Here is a 16,476-nt window from a genome sequence, read left to right as displayed (position 1 = left end):
TACGATGAAACAAAGGGCATTTTCTGTTGACGAGTATCCTCAACTTGCGTGAGAGAACTGGTCTCTCAGATTACGTTTAAGCAGCTTACCTGCTGTATTTTTAGGCAGCTGATCCACAAAGTAGATCTGCTTAGGTACTTTGAAGGCCGCCAAATGTTCACGGGCATGGGCAATCAGCTCATCTGCCGCAAGATTAAGATCGGGCTTTAGCACGACAACCGCTGCAATAGCCTCAATCCACTTGGCATCTGGCACCGCGATGACGGCCACTTCTGCCACCGAGGGGTGACGATAAAGCGCTTCTTCCACATCACGACTGGCCACTAAAACCCCGCCCGTATTCACCACATCTTTGATACGATCCACAATGTAGATAAACCCTTCGGCATCTTGATAACCCAAGTCGCCAGAATGAAACCAACCATCATGAAAAGCCTCAGAGGTTTCGTCAGGTTTATTCCAATACCCCACCATCAGCTGTGGCGACTGGTGCACCAACTCGCCTTGCTCGCCTGTTTTACAGGCCACGCCTGTAACGGGGTCAACAATACGGGTTAACACGCTCATGATCGGCTTGCCGCAAGAGCTTGGGCGCGTACGATGCTCCTCTGGGCGTAATACGGTTGCTAAAGGTGCAATCTCACTTTGACCATAGCAGTTGTACAAACCTGATTGAGGTAGACGCTGCTCCAACTCATGCACAATAGGCTCCGGCATAATAGAAGCCCCGTAATAGAGTTTTTGCAGGTGTTGCAATTGTGCATCCACAAAATCTGCATGACGTAGTAACGCGATCCAAACGGTTGGCGGTGCAAAAAAACTGCCCAACTGCTCGGTTTTCAGCAAATGCAAAATACGCTCAGGTGTCGGGGTATCAATCAAATAGCTGAAACCCCCTGCCAATAAAGATGGCATGGTAAAGACGTGCATCTGCGCGGAGTGATACAGCGGTAATGCGGCCAAGCTGCGATCTTGTGAGTGAATATCAAGGTGAAGCAGACAACTGTTATATTCTGCCATCAAAGAGCGATGGGTATGCATGGCGCCTTTAGGATCAGAGGTGGTGCCAGAGGTGTACAGAATTTGCACCACATCTTGATCGGTTAACGCTAATTCTGGCTCGGTGTCACAGCCCTGCCCCTGTGCCAAACTGAGAATATCCAGTGCCTCAGCGCCGTCGGCTAAATCAGATGCATGCAAACTACCATGCACTTGCAAGGCCACTTGGTGATACACCTCATCGACATGGGTTTTTAAACTAAAGTCAGAAAATAGAGCTTTGGCACCGGATTGATTGAGAACATAAATCAACTCTTCTTTAACCAGCGCGAAATTTACTGGGACATGAATCAGACCCGCTTTGGTACAGGCAAGCCAAAGGATCAAATAGGCATCGGAGTTTTTGCCGTAAGCGGCCACTCGATCACCTTGCGTTAACCCCAACGCCAATAGCTGATGAGCCACACGATTGGCGGCTTGATTTAACCCCTGAAAAGACCAGCGACGATCGGCATATTGCAGCGCGATTTTATCGCCGTGACGTTGCGCCGAGCGGTTAAGCGCATCGCCTATGGTGTTGCGGGTTGCCCGAGCAATTTGAGCTTGATTGGCCGGAGTTGCGGTATACGTCATAAACACCTCTCAATTTTTGTTGTTGTTTTGATTCGGCGCATGATCTTGTCCTCCCTGACAAGACGAGCCTCAGTTAAACGCGCCTTGGTAGCGCAAACAATGGCCGTATCGGTCATCTTTATTGATTCCAGCGGCCAAGCCATCAATTACGCAATGAGCGACCTGTGGTTAACAGGTGTTCAATGCGTGCCAAGGTTTCAGGCTGCTGTACCAATGCGGTATTACAGGCACGTTCGTTTTCATAAAAGGTGGGATACCAATTGGGATGACAGGCTTGATTCAGCAAGTCCAGTAACGCTGTTTCTAAGCGGTGCTGATACCCAGAGGCAGTGAGCGTAGGCGCAGCGGGACTTAACGACGGTACGGTATTGAGCGCCGATTTTTGTGCAAGGTGCTCAGGGTGATGCCACAGTATTTCAGCTTTGGTCAGGGCATCAAACAGTACTCGCTCAGAGTTCAGGCTAATGCCATCTTCTGCACGTAGGTATCCCCACTGCTGCGCCTCTAGCGCAGAGGCCGACACTTTAGCTCCCGCCAATAAAGCAAAGCTTTGGGCAATCGCTTGATCAGCGCCAAAACGCTGAGCGGTGTTTCTCAATAGGGCGCGACAGCCGCCCCAACCGGGCACAATACCCACCGAGGTTTCCACCAAGCCCAATTGGCTTTCAGCATAGGCTTGCACATGATGACAATGCATCAACAGCTCAAGTCCTCCACCAAGTGCCTTACCTGACACCGCTGCCACAATTGGCACCGGAGCATTCTCTAAACGCTGAAAGAGTCGTTGACCTTTTTGGATATAAGCGTCAACCCCATCAGGGGATTGAGTTAACAACAGAAACTCTTTTAAATCCGCACCTGCGGCAAAAATGCCCGTGTTGCTATACAGCACCAACGCCTTGTTGGCTTGAATCGCAAGGTCTAGCACTTGGCTCAACTCATCGAGCAAAACAGAGCCTAAACTATTGATCTTAGCGTTTAGCTCTACACACCAAACCTGTTCGCTTAATGACCATAATGCGCATCGGCTCAAGCGTTGAATAGGGGGATGCTGTTGCACTTGCGCCCAAGTCAATATGCCTGCGCCGCTGACACAAAGTTGATAGTCACCCTGTGCATTTAACGCCTGAAGTCCCTTCGTCCCCTGTTGATAACAGGCGCGACCTTTTGCGTGAGCTAAAAATGCACTGAGTTCACCACCCTCCGCCTGATAGCGTTGGCAGAATGACTTAACGCCAATTTGATCCAACAGCGCAAAGGGGCCTAGGTTCCAGTTGTAACCTAAGGTCATGGCACTATCGACCGACTGAATGTTCTCCGCCACGTCAGGCACCAATTGTGTCGCGTAGGCCAGTATTTTGGATAATACGCGCCACGCGTAACGCCCCAGTGAGTCCTCTTGCGCCAACAGTGCCGTTAACGATTCAGCCTGCTGTCCTGCCGGAACGGAGGTAGAGGGTTTGATCTCTCGATAGCAAACGTTCACCAAGTCCAATACTTCTCGGTGTTTTTGTCCTTGTTCATCAATATATTGCCGATAAAACCCTTGCAGCACTTTGCCTTTTCGTCCTCGCCAACCGTTATTTAACATCTGGTGAATCAGCGGTACTGTAGTGGCATAGGCTTGTAAGGCATCGTTTTGGGGTAATAAGCGACTGAGACTACTGGTCACTTCAGGCATCAGATCGATACCACAGAGATCCCATAAACCAAAAATACCCGTTTTAGGAAAACCGCACTGCTGCATCACGGCGTCGGCGTCTTCAACACTCAAGCCTAAGTGAATCGCCTCTTGCAGTGCTACCTGCATCCAATACACCCCAAGGCGATTGGCAATAAACCCTGGGCGATCTGCGCAGTGAATCACGGTTTTACCCATCTGCTGATCGTTAAACGCCTGAATAGCGTCTACCACTTCCGGCAGGGTATGGTCGCCCGCCACCACCTCAACTAAGCGCATATAACGGGGCGGGTTGAAGTAATGTGTCACCACAAAGTGCTGACAAAACTCAGTAGAGAAGCCCTCTAACAAATGTTTCAGCGGAATCGTTGAGGTATTAGACGACACAATAGTGTGCACACCGCGCACTTGTTCAATTTGCCGATACAGCTGCTGTTTAACCTCTAAACGTTCAACAATGGCTTCAACCACCCAGTCCATTTCGGCCAAACGTGACAAATCATCTTCAATGTTGCCCACCTGAATACGCTCAGCAACACTCGAATGCATCAAGCCACCGCTTGATCCCGCTTGTAAAAATCGGTCGAGGGCATTTTGTGCAATTTGATTACGATGGCCTTCAGCGCTGGCTTGATCCAACAGCAGCACCTCAGCTCCACCATTGGCTGCTTGCGCTGCGATACCCGCGCCCATCACCCCAGCGCCAATCACAGCCACTTTTTTGATTTGCATGGTGTCCACCTTTACGCCTTGTGATCGATACGTTCAATGATCAGAGCGATGCCTTGGCCGCCCCCAATACACATGGTGATCAGGCCGTAACGCCCTTGGCGACGCTCCAGTTCATAGAGCGTTTTTAGGGTAATAATTGAGCCTGTTGCCCCCACAGGATGGCCATGCGCCACTGCACCACCATTAGGATTCACTTTGTTGGCGTCAAAACCCAAACTTTCACTGACCGCCATCGCTTGTGCCGCGAAGGCTTCGTTGGACTCAATCACATCAATATCAGCCAAGGTTAATCCAGCATTCGCAAGCGCTTTTTTAACGGCTGGAATAGGGCCTAAACCCATCACATCAGGCGCCACACCAGCAAAGGCATAACTGACAAAACGGGCTTTGGCTTTTAGGCCGCGTTTGCGGGCCTCTTGTGCGGTGGTTAACACCAAAGCGGCAGCACCATCGTTTAAGCCTGAAGCATTACCTGCGGTGACTAAGCCCTCTTTTTTAAAGGCGGGTTTCAGTTGTGCAAGACTCTCTAAACTGACCTCTGCACGGACATGCTCATCGGTGGCAAACTCGGCGGTGCTACGGCCCTTTTTCACCATAACGGGCACGATTTGTTCGGCAAAAACGCCCTCTTTAATCGCCGTCACCGCTTTTTGATGGCTTTGATACGCGTAGGTGTCTAACTGCTCCCGAGTGTAGCCATATTGCGCAGCGATATTCTCGGCGGTAATGCCCATGTGGCCGCTGCCAAAAGGGTCGCTCAAAATCCCCAAGGTCATATCCAAGGTTTGGCCGTCGCCCATGCGTTGACCAAAACGCATTTTAGGCAGCAGATAAGCCCCTTGGCTCATGCTCTCTGCGCCGCCTGCAAGGGCGATGGTACTGTCGCCAGCCATAAGCATCTGTGCCGCAGAGATCAACGACTGCACAGAGGAGCCACAGAGGCGATTGACATTGAGAGCCGCTGAACTGTCGGGCAAGCCTACATTGCGCGCGATATGGCGAGACAGGTACACATCCTGCGGTCCGGTGGTGATGATATGACCAAAGATCGAGTGGTCGATCTCACCGGCCGCAATACCGGAGCGCTGAATCGCTTCTTGTGCCGCAAAAGTACCCAGTTCAGCGGGGCTAAATGCCGATAAACTGCCACCAAACGCACCAATGGCGGTACGCGCACCTGACACAATCACCACGTCGGTTAAGGGAATAGACTGAGCGGCTTGCATAGTGTGAGACATGAGAAAACTCCTTGTTTGTTATTGTTATCATGGGGTGTTGCGTTAAGAGGTTTGAGTCACCGATCTATTTACCAAGCAGGGAGCGGGCGATCACTTCTTTCATAATTTCAGAGGTTCCGGCGTAGATGGTTTGAATACGTGCGTCGACATAAAAGCGAGCAATAGGGTATTCCGTGGTGTAACCATAACCGCCAAAAAACTGTAGGCACTGGTCGATGGTTTGGCACTGCATTTCACTGAGTTGAAGTTTGAGAATGGCCGCTTCTGTCGCGCTCATCTTGCCTTGTGCATATTGCGCCATGCAGTGATTAAAATAGGCGCGTCCCATTTCAATTTGCGCTTTCACTTCGGCCAGTTTGAAGCGGGTATTTTGAAAGTCGGCAATGCGCTGTTTAAAAGCTTTACGCTCTTGCACGTAATCTAAGGTCAGTTGCAGTGCACCTTCCATTGCACCTAAGGCTTGAGAGGCCACGCCCAAGCGCTCGCGGGGCAGCTCTTGCATCAGGTAGATAAAGCCTTGATTCTCTTCACCTAGCAGGGCGTCATGGGGCACGATCAAATCATCAAAAAACAGCTCTGCGGTGTCACTTGAGTGCTGACCTATCTTTTTAATGCCCTTGCCACGCGAAAAGCCGGGCAAACGGGTGTCCACTAAAAACAGCGAGACCCCTTTAGCGCCCGCATTGGGATCAGTTTTGGCGCAGACAATCACCAAATCGGCCAACAGGCCATTGGTGATGAAAATTTTGGAACCGTTAATTTTCCAACCTGCATCCGTACGTTCTGCACGGGTGCGTAAGGCGGCCAAGTCACTGCCCGCATTGGGTTCTGTCATGGCAATGGCACCCAACACTTCGCCCGAGGCCATTTGGGGTAACCACTGTTGTTTTTGTTGCTCTGTGCCAATATGCAAAATGTAAGGCATTACGATATTGGCATGGATGTTATAACCACTGCCCAAGCCGCCAAATCCTTGGCGTGAGATCTCTTCACAGATCATCTGGCAGATCTCAAAGCCCGCGCCAGAACCACCATAAGCTTCTGGCAGATCAACCCCTAACAAGCCTGCTTCGCCTAGGGTATTCCAAATGCTGCGTGGCACTTGGTGGTTGGCTTCCCAGTCTTCATAGTGAGGCGCAACCTCTTGCTGCAAAATGCGTTGCACCATTTCCTGAAAAAGTGCGCGCTCTTGATCGGTGGTATCGGATATTGGCTGAGACATAAAATAGACCGCTCTTGTTATAGTGGGATGGTGCCACTCAAAATATAGAATTGACAATAACGGCCATTTAAAAGCTTTGTAGTAAGGCTTTGAATGATATAAACGGTCTATTTAATTGACTGAAACGGCCAAAGGTTTTACAAGATTAAAAATCTGATCAAGCGCGCTACAAGGGATGTTTCACAATGTTGAATTTAAGCGTTCGCACTTCAAATTCTCAAAAAGCCTACATCGCCAACCACTATATTCAGGCCTGTATTACGGGTGCGCAGCGCCAAGGTTTTGCTGCCGAAACACTGTTAGCGGCAGCAGGCATTCCGCTTGATTGGCTCAACCAGCCGGATAAAGCGATTACCGAGCAACAGCTCAGCCAGTTGATTCAGGCCGTGTGGCGCTGCACCCGTGATGAATTTATGGGATTAACCTCCAGGCGCTGTAAAAATGGGGTCTTTGCGTTGATGGCAGAGTTTGTACAGCAAGGCAAAACCTTTGGCGGGATGCTGCAACAAAGTGCACGCTTTTATTCTGCGGTTTACGAAGGTATCGAATTGGGGCTTGAACCCGCCCTGTCGCATGCTAATACGTCACACATTTTTTACCGATTGCACCTGCAAGATGATGCACTTGATCCTGATCACCTCTTGCAAGAGTTTCTGTTGTTGATGTGGCAACGCTTTGGCAGTTGGTTAGTGGGGCAACAGATTCCCTTTGCCACCACCTGCTTCAGTTATGCTCGCCCCGCCCATGCAGCAGAATATCGTGCCATGTACTCAGGCCAGCTCTGTTATCAGCAACCTTGTTGTGGCTTTGCACTACACCCTCGTTATTTGCAGTTGCCCATTGTGCGTTCTGAATCAGATGTGCAGGCTTTTTTAAAAGCCTCTCCTGCTTTGATTTTGCACAGGCCAGATCAAGACGACAGCTTACAAACTCGCGTGCGGTTGTTATTGCAGCAATATGACTTCGAACAGATGCCTGATTTAGAGCAAATCAGCGTTGAATTACACCTGACGCCCCGCACTTTACGCCGCAAACTGAATGAAGAGGGTGGGTCTTTACGACAGATCAAAGAGAGTTTACGTCGAGATTTTGCCATTAAGCTGCTTACTGCTGAACATATCAGCATCAGTGAAATCAGCGAGAAAACCGGATTCTCTGAAACGGCAGCTTTTTGCCGTGCTTTTAAGCGTTGGACGGGAAAATCGCCTTCAAACTGGCGTATTTATTGATGCTTATGATTGGTATGTATATTGCTTGTGTTTAATATGTGTGTGGAGTCACAAAACCTCTGAATATGAAAGGACAAAGACAAAGACAAGTCTTTAACTTATATTAAATAAAGATCTATTCTAAAAGGGGAGTGGTATGCCGACTCGCAACAAAAAACTTTATATCACTGTCTCTGTTGCGCTTTTGAGTGGCTTATTGTCGTTGCCTTCGAATGCAAACTCGGGTGCTCCCATCACCTTTTTGGCACAAGACTCACAGCCTAAATATTTCTTCTCAAAAAAACGGCTAGAAGGTTTGTGTATAGATATTTATAGAGCTTTGGAAGTAAAGCTTGCCAAGAAGCAAATTAAAGTCGAATACCCTACTCAGTTTATGCCAATTAAACGCATATTCAGCTTGGTTGAAACAGAGCCTCAGGCGGTATTTTGTGGTGCAGCCAAAAGTGCCAGCCGTGAGCTACGTTTTAATTTTACGACGATACCGGCTTATCCAGTGAACTATGTTTTAGCAACCCATCGAGATAATACTGTTGCACCAAACTCTTTTGAGCAGATACAACAAGGGGATTATACGATAGGTGCCTTTTATGGCACTTCATCTGCAGGTGAGATGAAGCAAGTGCTGGGAGAACATCGCGTCAACGACAGTTTTACAGACCTTGACATGGCGATGAAACTGCTAGGTACACCGCCCTATAGGCTGCAATACTTTTACTATCACGATATAGGTTTGCACTATATTGTTAAGCGCTCTTCTTTACCGTTAAAAGTTTTGCCAATTAAGTTTACCTCAAAGCAGCACTGGCTGATTTATAGTAAGCTGCTAGCTCCAGCTCAGGCTGAGGCCTTAGAGCAAGCAATGGTTGAACTAAAAAAAGAAGGTAAGCTAGATAAAATCATCAAGCAGTATTCTAATTAAATACCGTAAGACACTTAGACTTTGCTCAGTTGAATCTTTCAGGCACGTGCTCCTGCATAAAGCTGACAAAAGCACGACTAGCGTTCGAGAGATAATGGTTTCTCTTCCACCCTAAGCCGATATACAGCGGTATGCTGGGGTTGAATGGCACGGTGGTTAGTTGATCCTCTTCGGCAATAATGCCTGATAACACGGTGCTGATGCCAACTTCGTTCACCACCAAAGCCTTCAGTAAATTCACCAAGTTGGTTTCAAAACGAATATCCAGTTCAACATGCTGTTGTTTTGAGTAACGGCTGACCGCTTCTCTTAGAAAATACCCTTCTCGAAATAACACCAAAGGCTCTTGGCAAAATTCGGCAATGGTCAGACTGTTTTTTTGTGAGAAGGGGTGGTTTTTCGGTACGCAGGCTACCACCTCCTCTTCAAACAGTTTTACGCAGCGGATCTGTTCATGGGTGCGGTCAGAGCGAATCATTGCTAAATCTAGTTCGCCCTCTAGTAGCATCTGTTGCAGTGATGCGGTGCCTGCTTCAATTAAGTTGATCCTTACCTTGGGATAGCGTTTCTTAAAATTGGCCAATACGGTTGGCAAATAATAAGAGCTGAGCATGCTAGAAGCGCCAAACTGAATGGTGCCTGTCTCAATGCCTTTCAACTCTTGAATCTCTCTTTCTGCCTGATTGACCGACTCTAAAATATGCTGGGCATGACGCAGTAATACTTCACCATCTGAGGTGAGGGTCATTTTGCGTTCGGCACGGTTGACCAGCTTTAAACCTACCTCTTCTTCAAGCTTTTTGATTGCCATGCTCAGTGCAGGTTGGGCAATGCCGAGGTGTGTGGCGGTGTGAGTAAAGTTGCCTATTCTTGCTAAGGCACAGAAATAGTTAAGTTTCTTTAGATCCATCTTGTATACCGCCTAACTTGGTATCAATTTAGTTTATTGAAAGTATAAATATCATATATTGTACTTATTGAACACTGACCGTTAAGTTTCATACATGCGATTGAGCACAACAATTTGAAGACCCATCACCCTATTACAACTGATAACCGAGGTGTGTAGTGAGCCAACGAGCACAATTTAACTGGGAAGATCCGTTCAATCTGGATCAACAGCTGACTGAAGAAGAGCGCATGATTCGTGATATGGCACGTGAATATTGCCAATCACGTTTACAGCCTCGGGTACTTGAAGCAAACCGTAATGAGATTTTTCACCGTGAAATCATGAATGAGATGGGTGAAATGGGTCTGCTGGGTAGCACGCTACCGGAAGAGTATGGCTGTGCTGGCGTAAACTACGTCAGCTACGGTTTGGCCGCGCGTGAAGTGGAGCGTGTCGACAGTGGCTATCGTTCAGCGATGAGCGTGCAGTCCTCTTTGGTGATGCATCCAATCTACGCTTACGGTTCTGAAGCACAGCGAAAAAAGTATCTACCTAAGCTGGCAACAGGCGAGTGGGTCGGCTGCTTTGGCTTGACTGAGCCTGATGTGGGTTCTGATCCGGGTGGCATGAAAACTCGTGCTGTAGCAGTTGACGGTGGTTACCGTGTGACTGGTGCCAAGATGTGGATCACCAACTCACCCATCTCCGATGTGATGGTGGTGTGGGCAAAATTAGACGGTGAAATTCACGGCTTTATTTTAGAGCGTGGCATGGAAGGTCTGAGCACACCCAAAATCGAAGGCAAATTCTCACTGCGTGCCTCTATCACAGGCGAGATCGTGATGGACAACGTGTTTGTGCCCGCGGAAAACCTACTACCAAATGTAAAAGGTTTGAAAGGCCCATTCGGCTGTTTGAACAAAGCACGTTTCGGTATCGCTTGGGGTGCGTTAGGCGCTGCTGAGTTCTGCTGGCATGCGGCGCGTCAGTATTCATTGGATCGTATTCAGTTCAATCGTCCATTGGCGGCAACTCAGTTGGTGCAAAAGAAACTGGCAGATATGCAAACTGAGATCACTTTAGGTCTGCAAGGGTGCTTACAAGCAGGCCGTTTGATGGACAACGATCAATGCCCTGTTGAGCTGATCTCGTTGATTAAACGCAACTCTTGCGGTAAGTCGCTTGAAATCGCGCGTATTGCCCGTGATATGCACGGCGGTAACGGTATCTCTGATGAGTTCCACGTGATTCGTCATGCGATGAACCTTGAAGCGGTGAACACTTATGAAGGTACGCATGATATTCATGCGCTGATCTTAGGTCGTGCACAAACCGGTATTCAAGCGTTCGGTTAAGCCTACGCTGAGTTAAGGCTCTTGCGAGGCTGCACTAACAGTCTCGCAAGCCTGTTTCACAATGCCAGCCTAATGTATTTGCGGGAGATCATCATGGGTGCGTTATCCCATATTCGTGTACTGGATATGAGTCGTATTTTGGCGGGCCCTTGGGCGGGTCAAATATTGGCTGATTTGGGTGCGGAAGTGATTAAAGTGGAACGGCCTGAGCGTGGTGATGATACCCGCAGTTGGGGACCACCTTGGTTACCGACACCACAGGGTGATCGTGGTGAAGCGGCTTACTATCTTTGTGCGAACCGCAATAAACGCTCGCTGGCACTGGATATTACCAGTCCTCAAGGGCAGGAAGTGATTCGTAACTTAGTGACAAGCTGCGATATCTTGCTAGAAAACTACAAAGTCGGTGGCCTTAAAAAATATGGCCTAGATTACGACAGCTTAAAACAGATCAACCCGCGTTTGATCTACTGTTCGATAACAGGTTTTGGGCAAACAGGCCCTTATGCTAAGCGAGCAGGTTATGATTTTTTGATTCAAGCCATGAGTGGCTTGATGAGCATTACCGGAGAGAAAGACGGTATGCCCGGTGCAGGGCCACAAAAAGTAGGTGTGGCATTGACCGATATTTTAACCGGTATGTATGCCTCGACGGGTGTATTGGCCGCACTGGCCGCCCGTGAGCGCACCGGAGAAGGTCAGCATATCGACCTTGCGTTATTAGATGTGCAAGTGGCCTGTTTGGCGAACCAAGCGATGAACTATTTGGTTTCAGGCAACGCACCACAACGGATGGGCAACGCGCATCCTAATATTGTGCCGTACCAAAGTTTTGCCACTGAAGATGGTTTTATGATTTTGGCGGTGGGTAACGATGATCAGTTCCGTCGTTTTTGTGTTGAAGCAAAAGTGGCTTATTTGGCTGATGACCCGTTATATCAAACCAATGCGGCAAGGGTGGCCAATCGTGCAAGTTTGATCCCTTTGTTAAGCGAAGTGATATTAACCCGTTGTACCGCCAGTTGGGTCGGTGCGCTTGAGAACCAAGCGGTACCTTGCGGGCCGATCAATGACATTGGTCAGGCTTTTCAAGATCCGCAAATTCAGGCGCGTGGTATGCAACTGAGCTTGTCTCATCCTGAGTCAGGTGAGGCGCCAGCGGTGGCAAATCCGTTGAAGTTATCGGGTACGCCAATTGAATACAGCAATACCGCGCCTTTATTAGGCGAGCACACTGAACAAATACTGAAAGATGCAGGTTTAAACCCAGAACAGATTCAAACCCTTTATGCACAAGGGGTGATTTCAAGTCGGAAAGCGTGCTAGTGCTTTTCTGTGTCCTGACGGTGCCGACCCTCTGCTAGGCTCACCGTGCTTTCAGCCCGCATCTTGCGGGCTTTTTTTATGCTTATGGAGTGCTATAAAACACAAAAAACCAATAGGTGCTTTTTGTGTCTTGAGGTGTCGGTTAGCTTGTTTTGAACTGTGCAATCAGTTTGTTCAAATCAGATATTTCATTCTGAATCTGTTCAGTGGCTTTTACCACCTCTTTAGAGTCATTTTGAGTTTGCTCTGCAACATCTGATATATTCACAATGCGCTGATCAATTTCACCCGCCACCTGACTTTGTTCTTCTGCTGCGGTGGCGATCAGGGTATTCATGCTGCTGATGGTGTCAACAGCATTGGCGATATGCTCCAGCGCATCGGCGGCTTTCTCCGCTTGTTCAACACTGTTGTCTGCCAATTTAGAGCTTTCTTCCATAGAGGACACTGCTTTACGGGCTTGGCTTTGTAGACGTTCGATAATGGCTTTGATCTCAAGCGTTGAGGCTTGGGTTCTTTGTGCCAATGTGCGTACTTCGTCGGCAACTACTGCAAATCCTCGACCCTGCTCACCTGCACGAGCGGCTTCAATGGCTGCGTTTAGGGCTAATAGGTTGGTCTGCTCTGCTATACCCGTGATCACTTCAAGCACTTTACCGATTTCGTCAGACTCTTGCTCTAAGGTGTCTAAAACAGCAGCCGTCGAGTTAAGCTGGCTGGCCATTGCGTGAATTTGATCCACTGAGTTACGCACAACCGCGATGCCATTACGGGCTTCAACATCTGCTGTTTGTGCCGCTTCTGCCGCTTGGGTGGCATTTTGTGCAACTTCATGCACGGTAGCGCTCATCTCATTCATGGCGGTGGCCACTTGATCAATATCATTGTACTGGCGTGTCACCCCAGCTTCTGCGTCAGCGGTTGCTTTAACCACGCTTTTTGCATGTCTTGAGGTGCGCTCAGCCGCTTGACGGGCATTTTCAACTAATGAGCTAACTTGCGTGATCATGTTGTTATATGCAGCAAACATCTTGCCGACTTCGTTGTCTGTGTGCATCACTTCAAAGCGGTGAGTAAAGTCGCCTTGTCCCACATGTGACAAACGCTTTTGCAGGCGCGTGATGTTGTCCATCAACAGACGTAAACCAAAAATACGGCCCATAATCACTAGGAATACAATACCCAGAATACACATGAAGGCGGTCATGAGCATCGCCTTAATGGTGCTGTTGGCTTCTTCTGTCATCATGATGACCGCTTTGTTCATCTCCACCAAAATAACTGGGGAGCTTTTATGTAACGCTTGGGTAAGCTCAGCGTTAGGATTGGCAATATAGCGCTCGACCAATGCACTATAGTCGCGCCATAAGCCTTCAACCTTTTGCATCTGGCTTAATACTGCTGGATTGGTAATGGGGTTCATGCCCTGTTCCACATTACCATTCACAATATCTCTGTGAGATTGCTCGAAGAGTTGCATGGTCTTTCTTAAAACGGCTTCGTTCTCAATTTTTGCAGCAACCAGCAGTGCCTCTTTGGCAATTTTCTGGCTCAGCATACGCTGGCGACCCGCAACATTGATTGTTTGAGGGTTAATCGCCATGCTCATGTAAAGTGCCACACCAGAGGAAAGCGCGAGTAAAAAAATCAGAGCGTAGGAGAAGAGAAATTGCTGATTAAGGGTTTTTACACCAATCAAGCGCATAAAGCGGTCAATGATGATGGCTAGGAAATTGAACATGGCATAAGCCTCGAAGTTTAATTAGGAAGCGCGATTAATTTTTGCATGTTTTTCAAGATTGTAGTGCATTTTTGATAAGACACAATTCAATTATTTTGAACAGGCTCTCTGCACTGCAAAAAATATAGTTCTGTAACATATACTTACTCAATATAGTCAATATCTAGACTTTTTATTTAATAGTATTCATATAACCTCTGTGCTAGAGTCCAAAAACTTAATAAAAAAGATAGGGGCTTTGTATTATTCCAATAACAGATTTTGTAATGGAATATGTAGTGGGAAGCAAAGCTTAAGTCATAGGGAGATTGTGCAATGCAGAATAACAAGCTGTTTATCGGTAATTTATCATTTACTGTAACTGAAGCCGATTTAGAAAGTAGTTTTGCCAGTTACGGTGAATTGGAAGAAGTTAAAGTTGTTCAAGATCGTGAAACGGGGCGTTCGCGTGGTTTTGGCTTTGTTACTTTTACAACAGATGCTGCTGCGAGTGCTGCGCTTGCACAAGATGGCAAAGATTTAAACGGTCGTGATTTACGTGTCAGCATTGCTGAAAGTAAACCGCGTCCTAGAACTGGTAGCCGTAGCTTTAATAATAAAGCGCGCTAATCAGTAAGTAATCGTAGTACCACCGATGACCACAAAATCGGTGCCACGATAAAATAACGGAGCCGATGGCTCCGTTTTTTTTACATCATCATTTGCCATTAGGCTGTTAAATCTTAAAGCGATGTACCAGTTGTTTTAATTGTTCAGCAAGGTTGTTCAGCTCTGTGCTTGCCTCTGTAGTTTGATTTGAGGCATTTGCAGTATCGCCAGATAGATCCACAATATTGACGATATTGCGATTAATCTCTTCCGCCACAGATGATTGCTCTTCTGCTGCGCTGGCAATCTGATTAATCATATCGTTCACTTGTTGCATAGACCCAGTAATAGTGTCTAGTGCTTCTTGGGTCGATTGTGCCTTCTCTACAGTTTTTTGAGTACTCTTCTGGCTGGCTTCCATAACGGTTACAGCCTGCTTAGCCCCTTCTTGTAGTTGCTCAATCATCTTCTCAATTTCATGCGTGCTCTGCTGAGTTCGGCTTGCTAAGGTACGAACCTCGTCAGCCACTACGGCAAAGCCACGGCCTTGCTCGCCTGCACGTGCGGCTTCGATTGCAGCGTTTAACGCTAATAGGTTCGTTTGTTCTGCAATACCGCCAATTACATCCAGAACAGAGGAGATATTTTCAGCCTGAGATTCCAGTTGATGGATCACCTCTGTTGCACGGCCAACCTCATCTGCCAACGCAGCTACATCGGCTGTTGTTTGGTGAATATTGCGTTTACCAGCTTGTGCATGTTCTTCGGCGTCATGGGTGGCAGAGGCTGCGGCAATCGCATTTTGTGCGACTTCGTGAACGGTTGCAGCCATCTCATTAATTGCAGTGGCCACTTGATCGGTTTCCATGGTTTGCTGAGTAATGACTCGGCTGGTTTGTTGTGTGGTACTGGAAAGTTGTTCAGCTGCTGCTGCAACGCGATTGGTTGAGTTATCAACCTCACGAATAACCGTATGGATCTGATCAACAAAGTGATTAAATGATCGTGCCAAGTGGCTCATTTCGTCATTGCCTTTAGTATTCAGGCGTTGTGTTAAATCGCCATCCCCTTGGCTAATATTGTGCATCGCACGATTGGCTTCATCTAGTGGTTTAACAATACTGGCAGAGATCACGTATAAAAACAGAATGGTGAAAGCCAAACCCAAACCTGCAATGATGATTTCTAATGTGGCATTGGTCCAGAAGTCGGCTTTAACATCATCAATATAGATGCCTGTACCAATAACCCAGCCCCAAGGTTTGAAGCCTTCTACGTAAGAGATTTTAGGTACAGGTGCTTCGTGCCCCGGTTTTGGCCATAAATACTCTTCGTTACCCGCCCCTTTAGCTTTTACGATGTCGACAAAAGATTTGAAGAACTGTTTCCCAGATTTGTCTTGCAAACCATATAGATTTTTGCCGTTTAATGCTGGCTTAATTGGGTGCATTAGCATGATGGCATTAAGATCATTGATCCAGAAATAGTCATCTTTGTTATAACGCAGCTTTTCCACCGCCTTCATTGCTGCGGTTTTGGCCTCGGTTTCCGTCATAACGCCTTGCTGGGACATCTGATAATAATGATCCACTAAGCCTATGACAGATTCTACAAGGTGCTGGGTTTTAACCTGCTTTTCTCGGATCTGCATATTATAGGTATTTGATAAGGAAAAACTCATCAATGCGATAATACTCGCAACCGTAACGGCTAATACCAATAACATGCGCGACTTGATACCGATTGCTCGGAGTGATTGTATCATTGAAGTATCCACATCTAGCTCAAGGGAAATGTTCTAATTATCGAAAACTTATGAGTTGGCATCAGCACTATCAATAAGTTTAACTTTATATTTTTCATTTTAGTCTAATTTAAAATGTCTGCATTGATCTTGCGCTAAAGATTTCGGTCTTTAGCT

Annotated in this window: 12 protein-coding genes; 5 read left to right on the top strand and 7 right to left on the bottom strand. The window is 47.5% G+C overall.

What is annotated here, in order from left to right:
* Positions 1-39: 39 nt before the first annotated feature.
* The 4 genes from B5D26_RS00450 to B5D26_RS00435 all read right to left on the bottom strand — a co-directional run bounded on the left by B5D26_RS00450 (position 40) and on the right by B5D26_RS00435 (position 6,505).
* Positions 40-1,632, bottom strand: coding sequence for a fatty acyl-CoA synthetase (locus B5D26_RS00450; protein ID WP_078743721.1), 1,593 nt, complete (start codon positions 1,630-1,632; stop codon positions 40-42).
* 142 nt (positions 1,633-1,774) lie between these two features.
* A complete protein-coding gene (locus tag B5D26_RS00445) occupies positions 1,775-4,045 on the bottom strand; it encodes a 3-hydroxyacyl-CoA dehydrogenase/enoyl-CoA hydratase family protein (protein WP_078743720.1) in 2,271 nt (756 codons plus the stop codon).
* Positions 4,046-4,056: 11 nt separating this feature from the next.
* On the bottom strand, positions 4,057-5,283 hold the full coding sequence (gene bktB / locus B5D26_RS00440) for a beta-ketothiolase BktB (protein WP_407668503.1): 1,227 nt from the start codon (positions 5,281-5,283) through the stop codon (positions 4,057-4,059).
* Positions 5,284-5,347: 64 nt separating this feature from the next.
* Positions 5,348-6,505, bottom strand: coding sequence for an acyl-CoA dehydrogenase family protein (locus B5D26_RS00435; RefSeq protein WP_078743719.1), 1,158 nt, complete (start codon positions 6,503-6,505; stop codon positions 5,348-5,350).
* A gap of 185 nt (positions 6,506-6,690) precedes the next feature.
* Here B5D26_RS00435 and B5D26_RS00430 point away from each other — a divergent pair, with 185 nt between their 5' ends.
* Positions 6,691-7,734 (top strand): AraC family transcriptional regulator, encoded by a 1,044-nt coding sequence (locus tag B5D26_RS00430; protein ID WP_078743718.1) that lies wholly within the window; start codon positions 6,691-6,693, stop codon positions 7,732-7,734.
* 136 nt (positions 7,735-7,870) lie between these two features.
* Complete coding sequence (locus tag B5D26_RS00425; protein WP_078743717.1) at positions 7,871-8,653, top strand: substrate-binding periplasmic protein; 783 nt, start codon at positions 7,871-7,873, stop codon at positions 8,651-8,653.
* Between the two features lie 25 nt (positions 8,654-8,678).
* On the opposite strand, the gene B5D26_RS00420 is transcribed toward B5D26_RS00425, so the two are convergent.
* Positions 8,679-9,563 carry a LysR family transcriptional regulator gene (locus B5D26_RS00420; RefSeq protein ID WP_078743716.1) on the bottom strand — a complete coding sequence of 295 codons (885 nt, stop codon included), beginning with the start codon at positions 9,561-9,563 and terminating at the stop codon, positions 8,679-8,681.
* A 158-nt stretch (positions 9,564-9,721) separates the two neighbouring features.
* Here B5D26_RS00420 and B5D26_RS00415 point away from each other — a divergent pair, with 158 nt between their 5' ends.
* Positions 9,722-10,900: an acyl-CoA dehydrogenase gene (locus tag B5D26_RS00415; protein ID WP_234985129.1), complete on the top strand. Its 1,179-nt coding sequence runs from the start codon at positions 9,722-9,724 to the stop codon at positions 10,898-10,900.
* A 93-nt stretch (positions 10,901-10,993) separates the two neighbouring features.
* The gene (locus tag B5D26_RS00410; RefSeq protein WP_200810598.1) at positions 10,994-12,226 is read left to right on the top strand and encodes a CaiB/BaiF CoA transferase family protein; all 1,233 of its coding nucleotides are present in this window, start codon (positions 10,994-10,996) and stop codon (positions 12,224-12,226) included.
* A gap of 142 nt (positions 12,227-12,368) precedes the next feature.
* Here B5D26_RS00410 and B5D26_RS00405 read toward each other — a convergent pair whose 3' ends face one another.
* Positions 12,369-13,967 (bottom strand): methyl-accepting chemotaxis protein, encoded by a 1,599-nt coding sequence (locus B5D26_RS00405; protein WP_078743715.1) that lies wholly within the window; start codon positions 13,965-13,967, stop codon positions 12,369-12,371.
* Between the two features lie 315 nt (positions 13,968-14,282).
* On the opposite strand from B5D26_RS00405, the gene B5D26_RS00400 reads away from it, so the two are divergent.
* Entirely contained in the window at positions 14,283-14,576 is a 294-nt protein-coding gene (locus tag B5D26_RS00400; protein ID WP_078743714.1) for an RNA recognition motif domain-containing protein, read from the top strand.
* Between the two features lie 106 nt (positions 14,577-14,682).
* Here B5D26_RS00400 and B5D26_RS00395 read toward each other — a convergent pair whose 3' ends face one another.
* Positions 14,683-16,320: a methyl-accepting chemotaxis protein gene (locus B5D26_RS00395; RefSeq protein WP_078743713.1), complete on the bottom strand. Its 1,638-nt coding sequence runs from the start codon at positions 16,318-16,320 to the stop codon at positions 14,683-14,685.
* Positions 16,321-16,476 lie beyond the last annotated feature (156 nt).

Source organism: Oceanospirillum multiglobuliferum (assembly GCF_900167095.1).
In the GTDB taxonomy this organism is placed as follows: Bacteria; Pseudomonadota; Gammaproteobacteria; order Pseudomonadales; family Halomonadaceae; genus Oceanospirillum; species Oceanospirillum multiglobuliferum.
The sequence above is the reverse complement of the archived record's forward strand: the minus strand, read 5'-3'. Positions and strand labels throughout refer to the sequence as shown.

Excerpts from the sequence above, each read along its gene's own strand:
- bktB (WP_407668503.1), bottom strand. The coding sequence starts at position 5,283 with ATGTCTCACACTATGCAAGCCGCTCAGTCTATTCCCTTAACCGACGTG.
- B5D26_RS00445 (WP_078743720.1), bottom strand. The coding sequence starts at position 4,045 with ATGCAAATCAAAAAAGTGGCTGTGATTGGCGCTGGGGTGATGGGCGCG.
- B5D26_RS00410 (WP_200810598.1), top strand. The coding sequence starts at position 10,994 with ATGGGTGCGTTATCCCATATTCGTGTACTGGATATGAGTCGTATTTTG.
- B5D26_RS00430 (WP_078743718.1), top strand. The coding sequence starts at position 6,691 with ATGTTGAATTTAAGCGTTCGCACTTCAAATTCTCAAAAAGCCTACATC.
- B5D26_RS00395 (WP_078743713.1), bottom strand. The coding sequence starts at position 16,320 with ATGATACAATCACTCCGAGCAATCGGTATCAAGTCGCGCATGTTATTG.
- B5D26_RS00420 (WP_078743716.1), bottom strand. The coding sequence starts at position 9,563 with ATGGATCTAAAGAAACTTAACTATTTCTGTGCCTTAGCAAGAATAGGC.
- B5D26_RS00400 (WP_078743714.1), top strand. The coding sequence starts at position 14,283 with ATGCAGAATAACAAGCTGTTTATCGGTAATTTATCATTTACTGTAACT.
- B5D26_RS00405 (WP_078743715.1), bottom strand. The coding sequence starts at position 13,967 with ATGTTCAATTTCCTAGCCATCATCATTGACCGCTTTATGCGCTTGATT.
- B5D26_RS00435 (WP_078743719.1), bottom strand. The coding sequence starts at position 6,505 with ATGTCTCAGCCAATATCCGATACCACCGATCAAGAGCGCGCACTTTTT.
- B5D26_RS00450 (WP_078743721.1), bottom strand. The coding sequence starts at position 1,632 with ATGACGTATACCGCAACTCCGGCCAATCAAGCTCAAATTGCTCGGGCA.
- B5D26_RS00425 (WP_078743717.1), top strand. The coding sequence starts at position 7,871 with ATGCCGACTCGCAACAAAAAACTTTATATCACTGTCTCTGTTGCGCTT.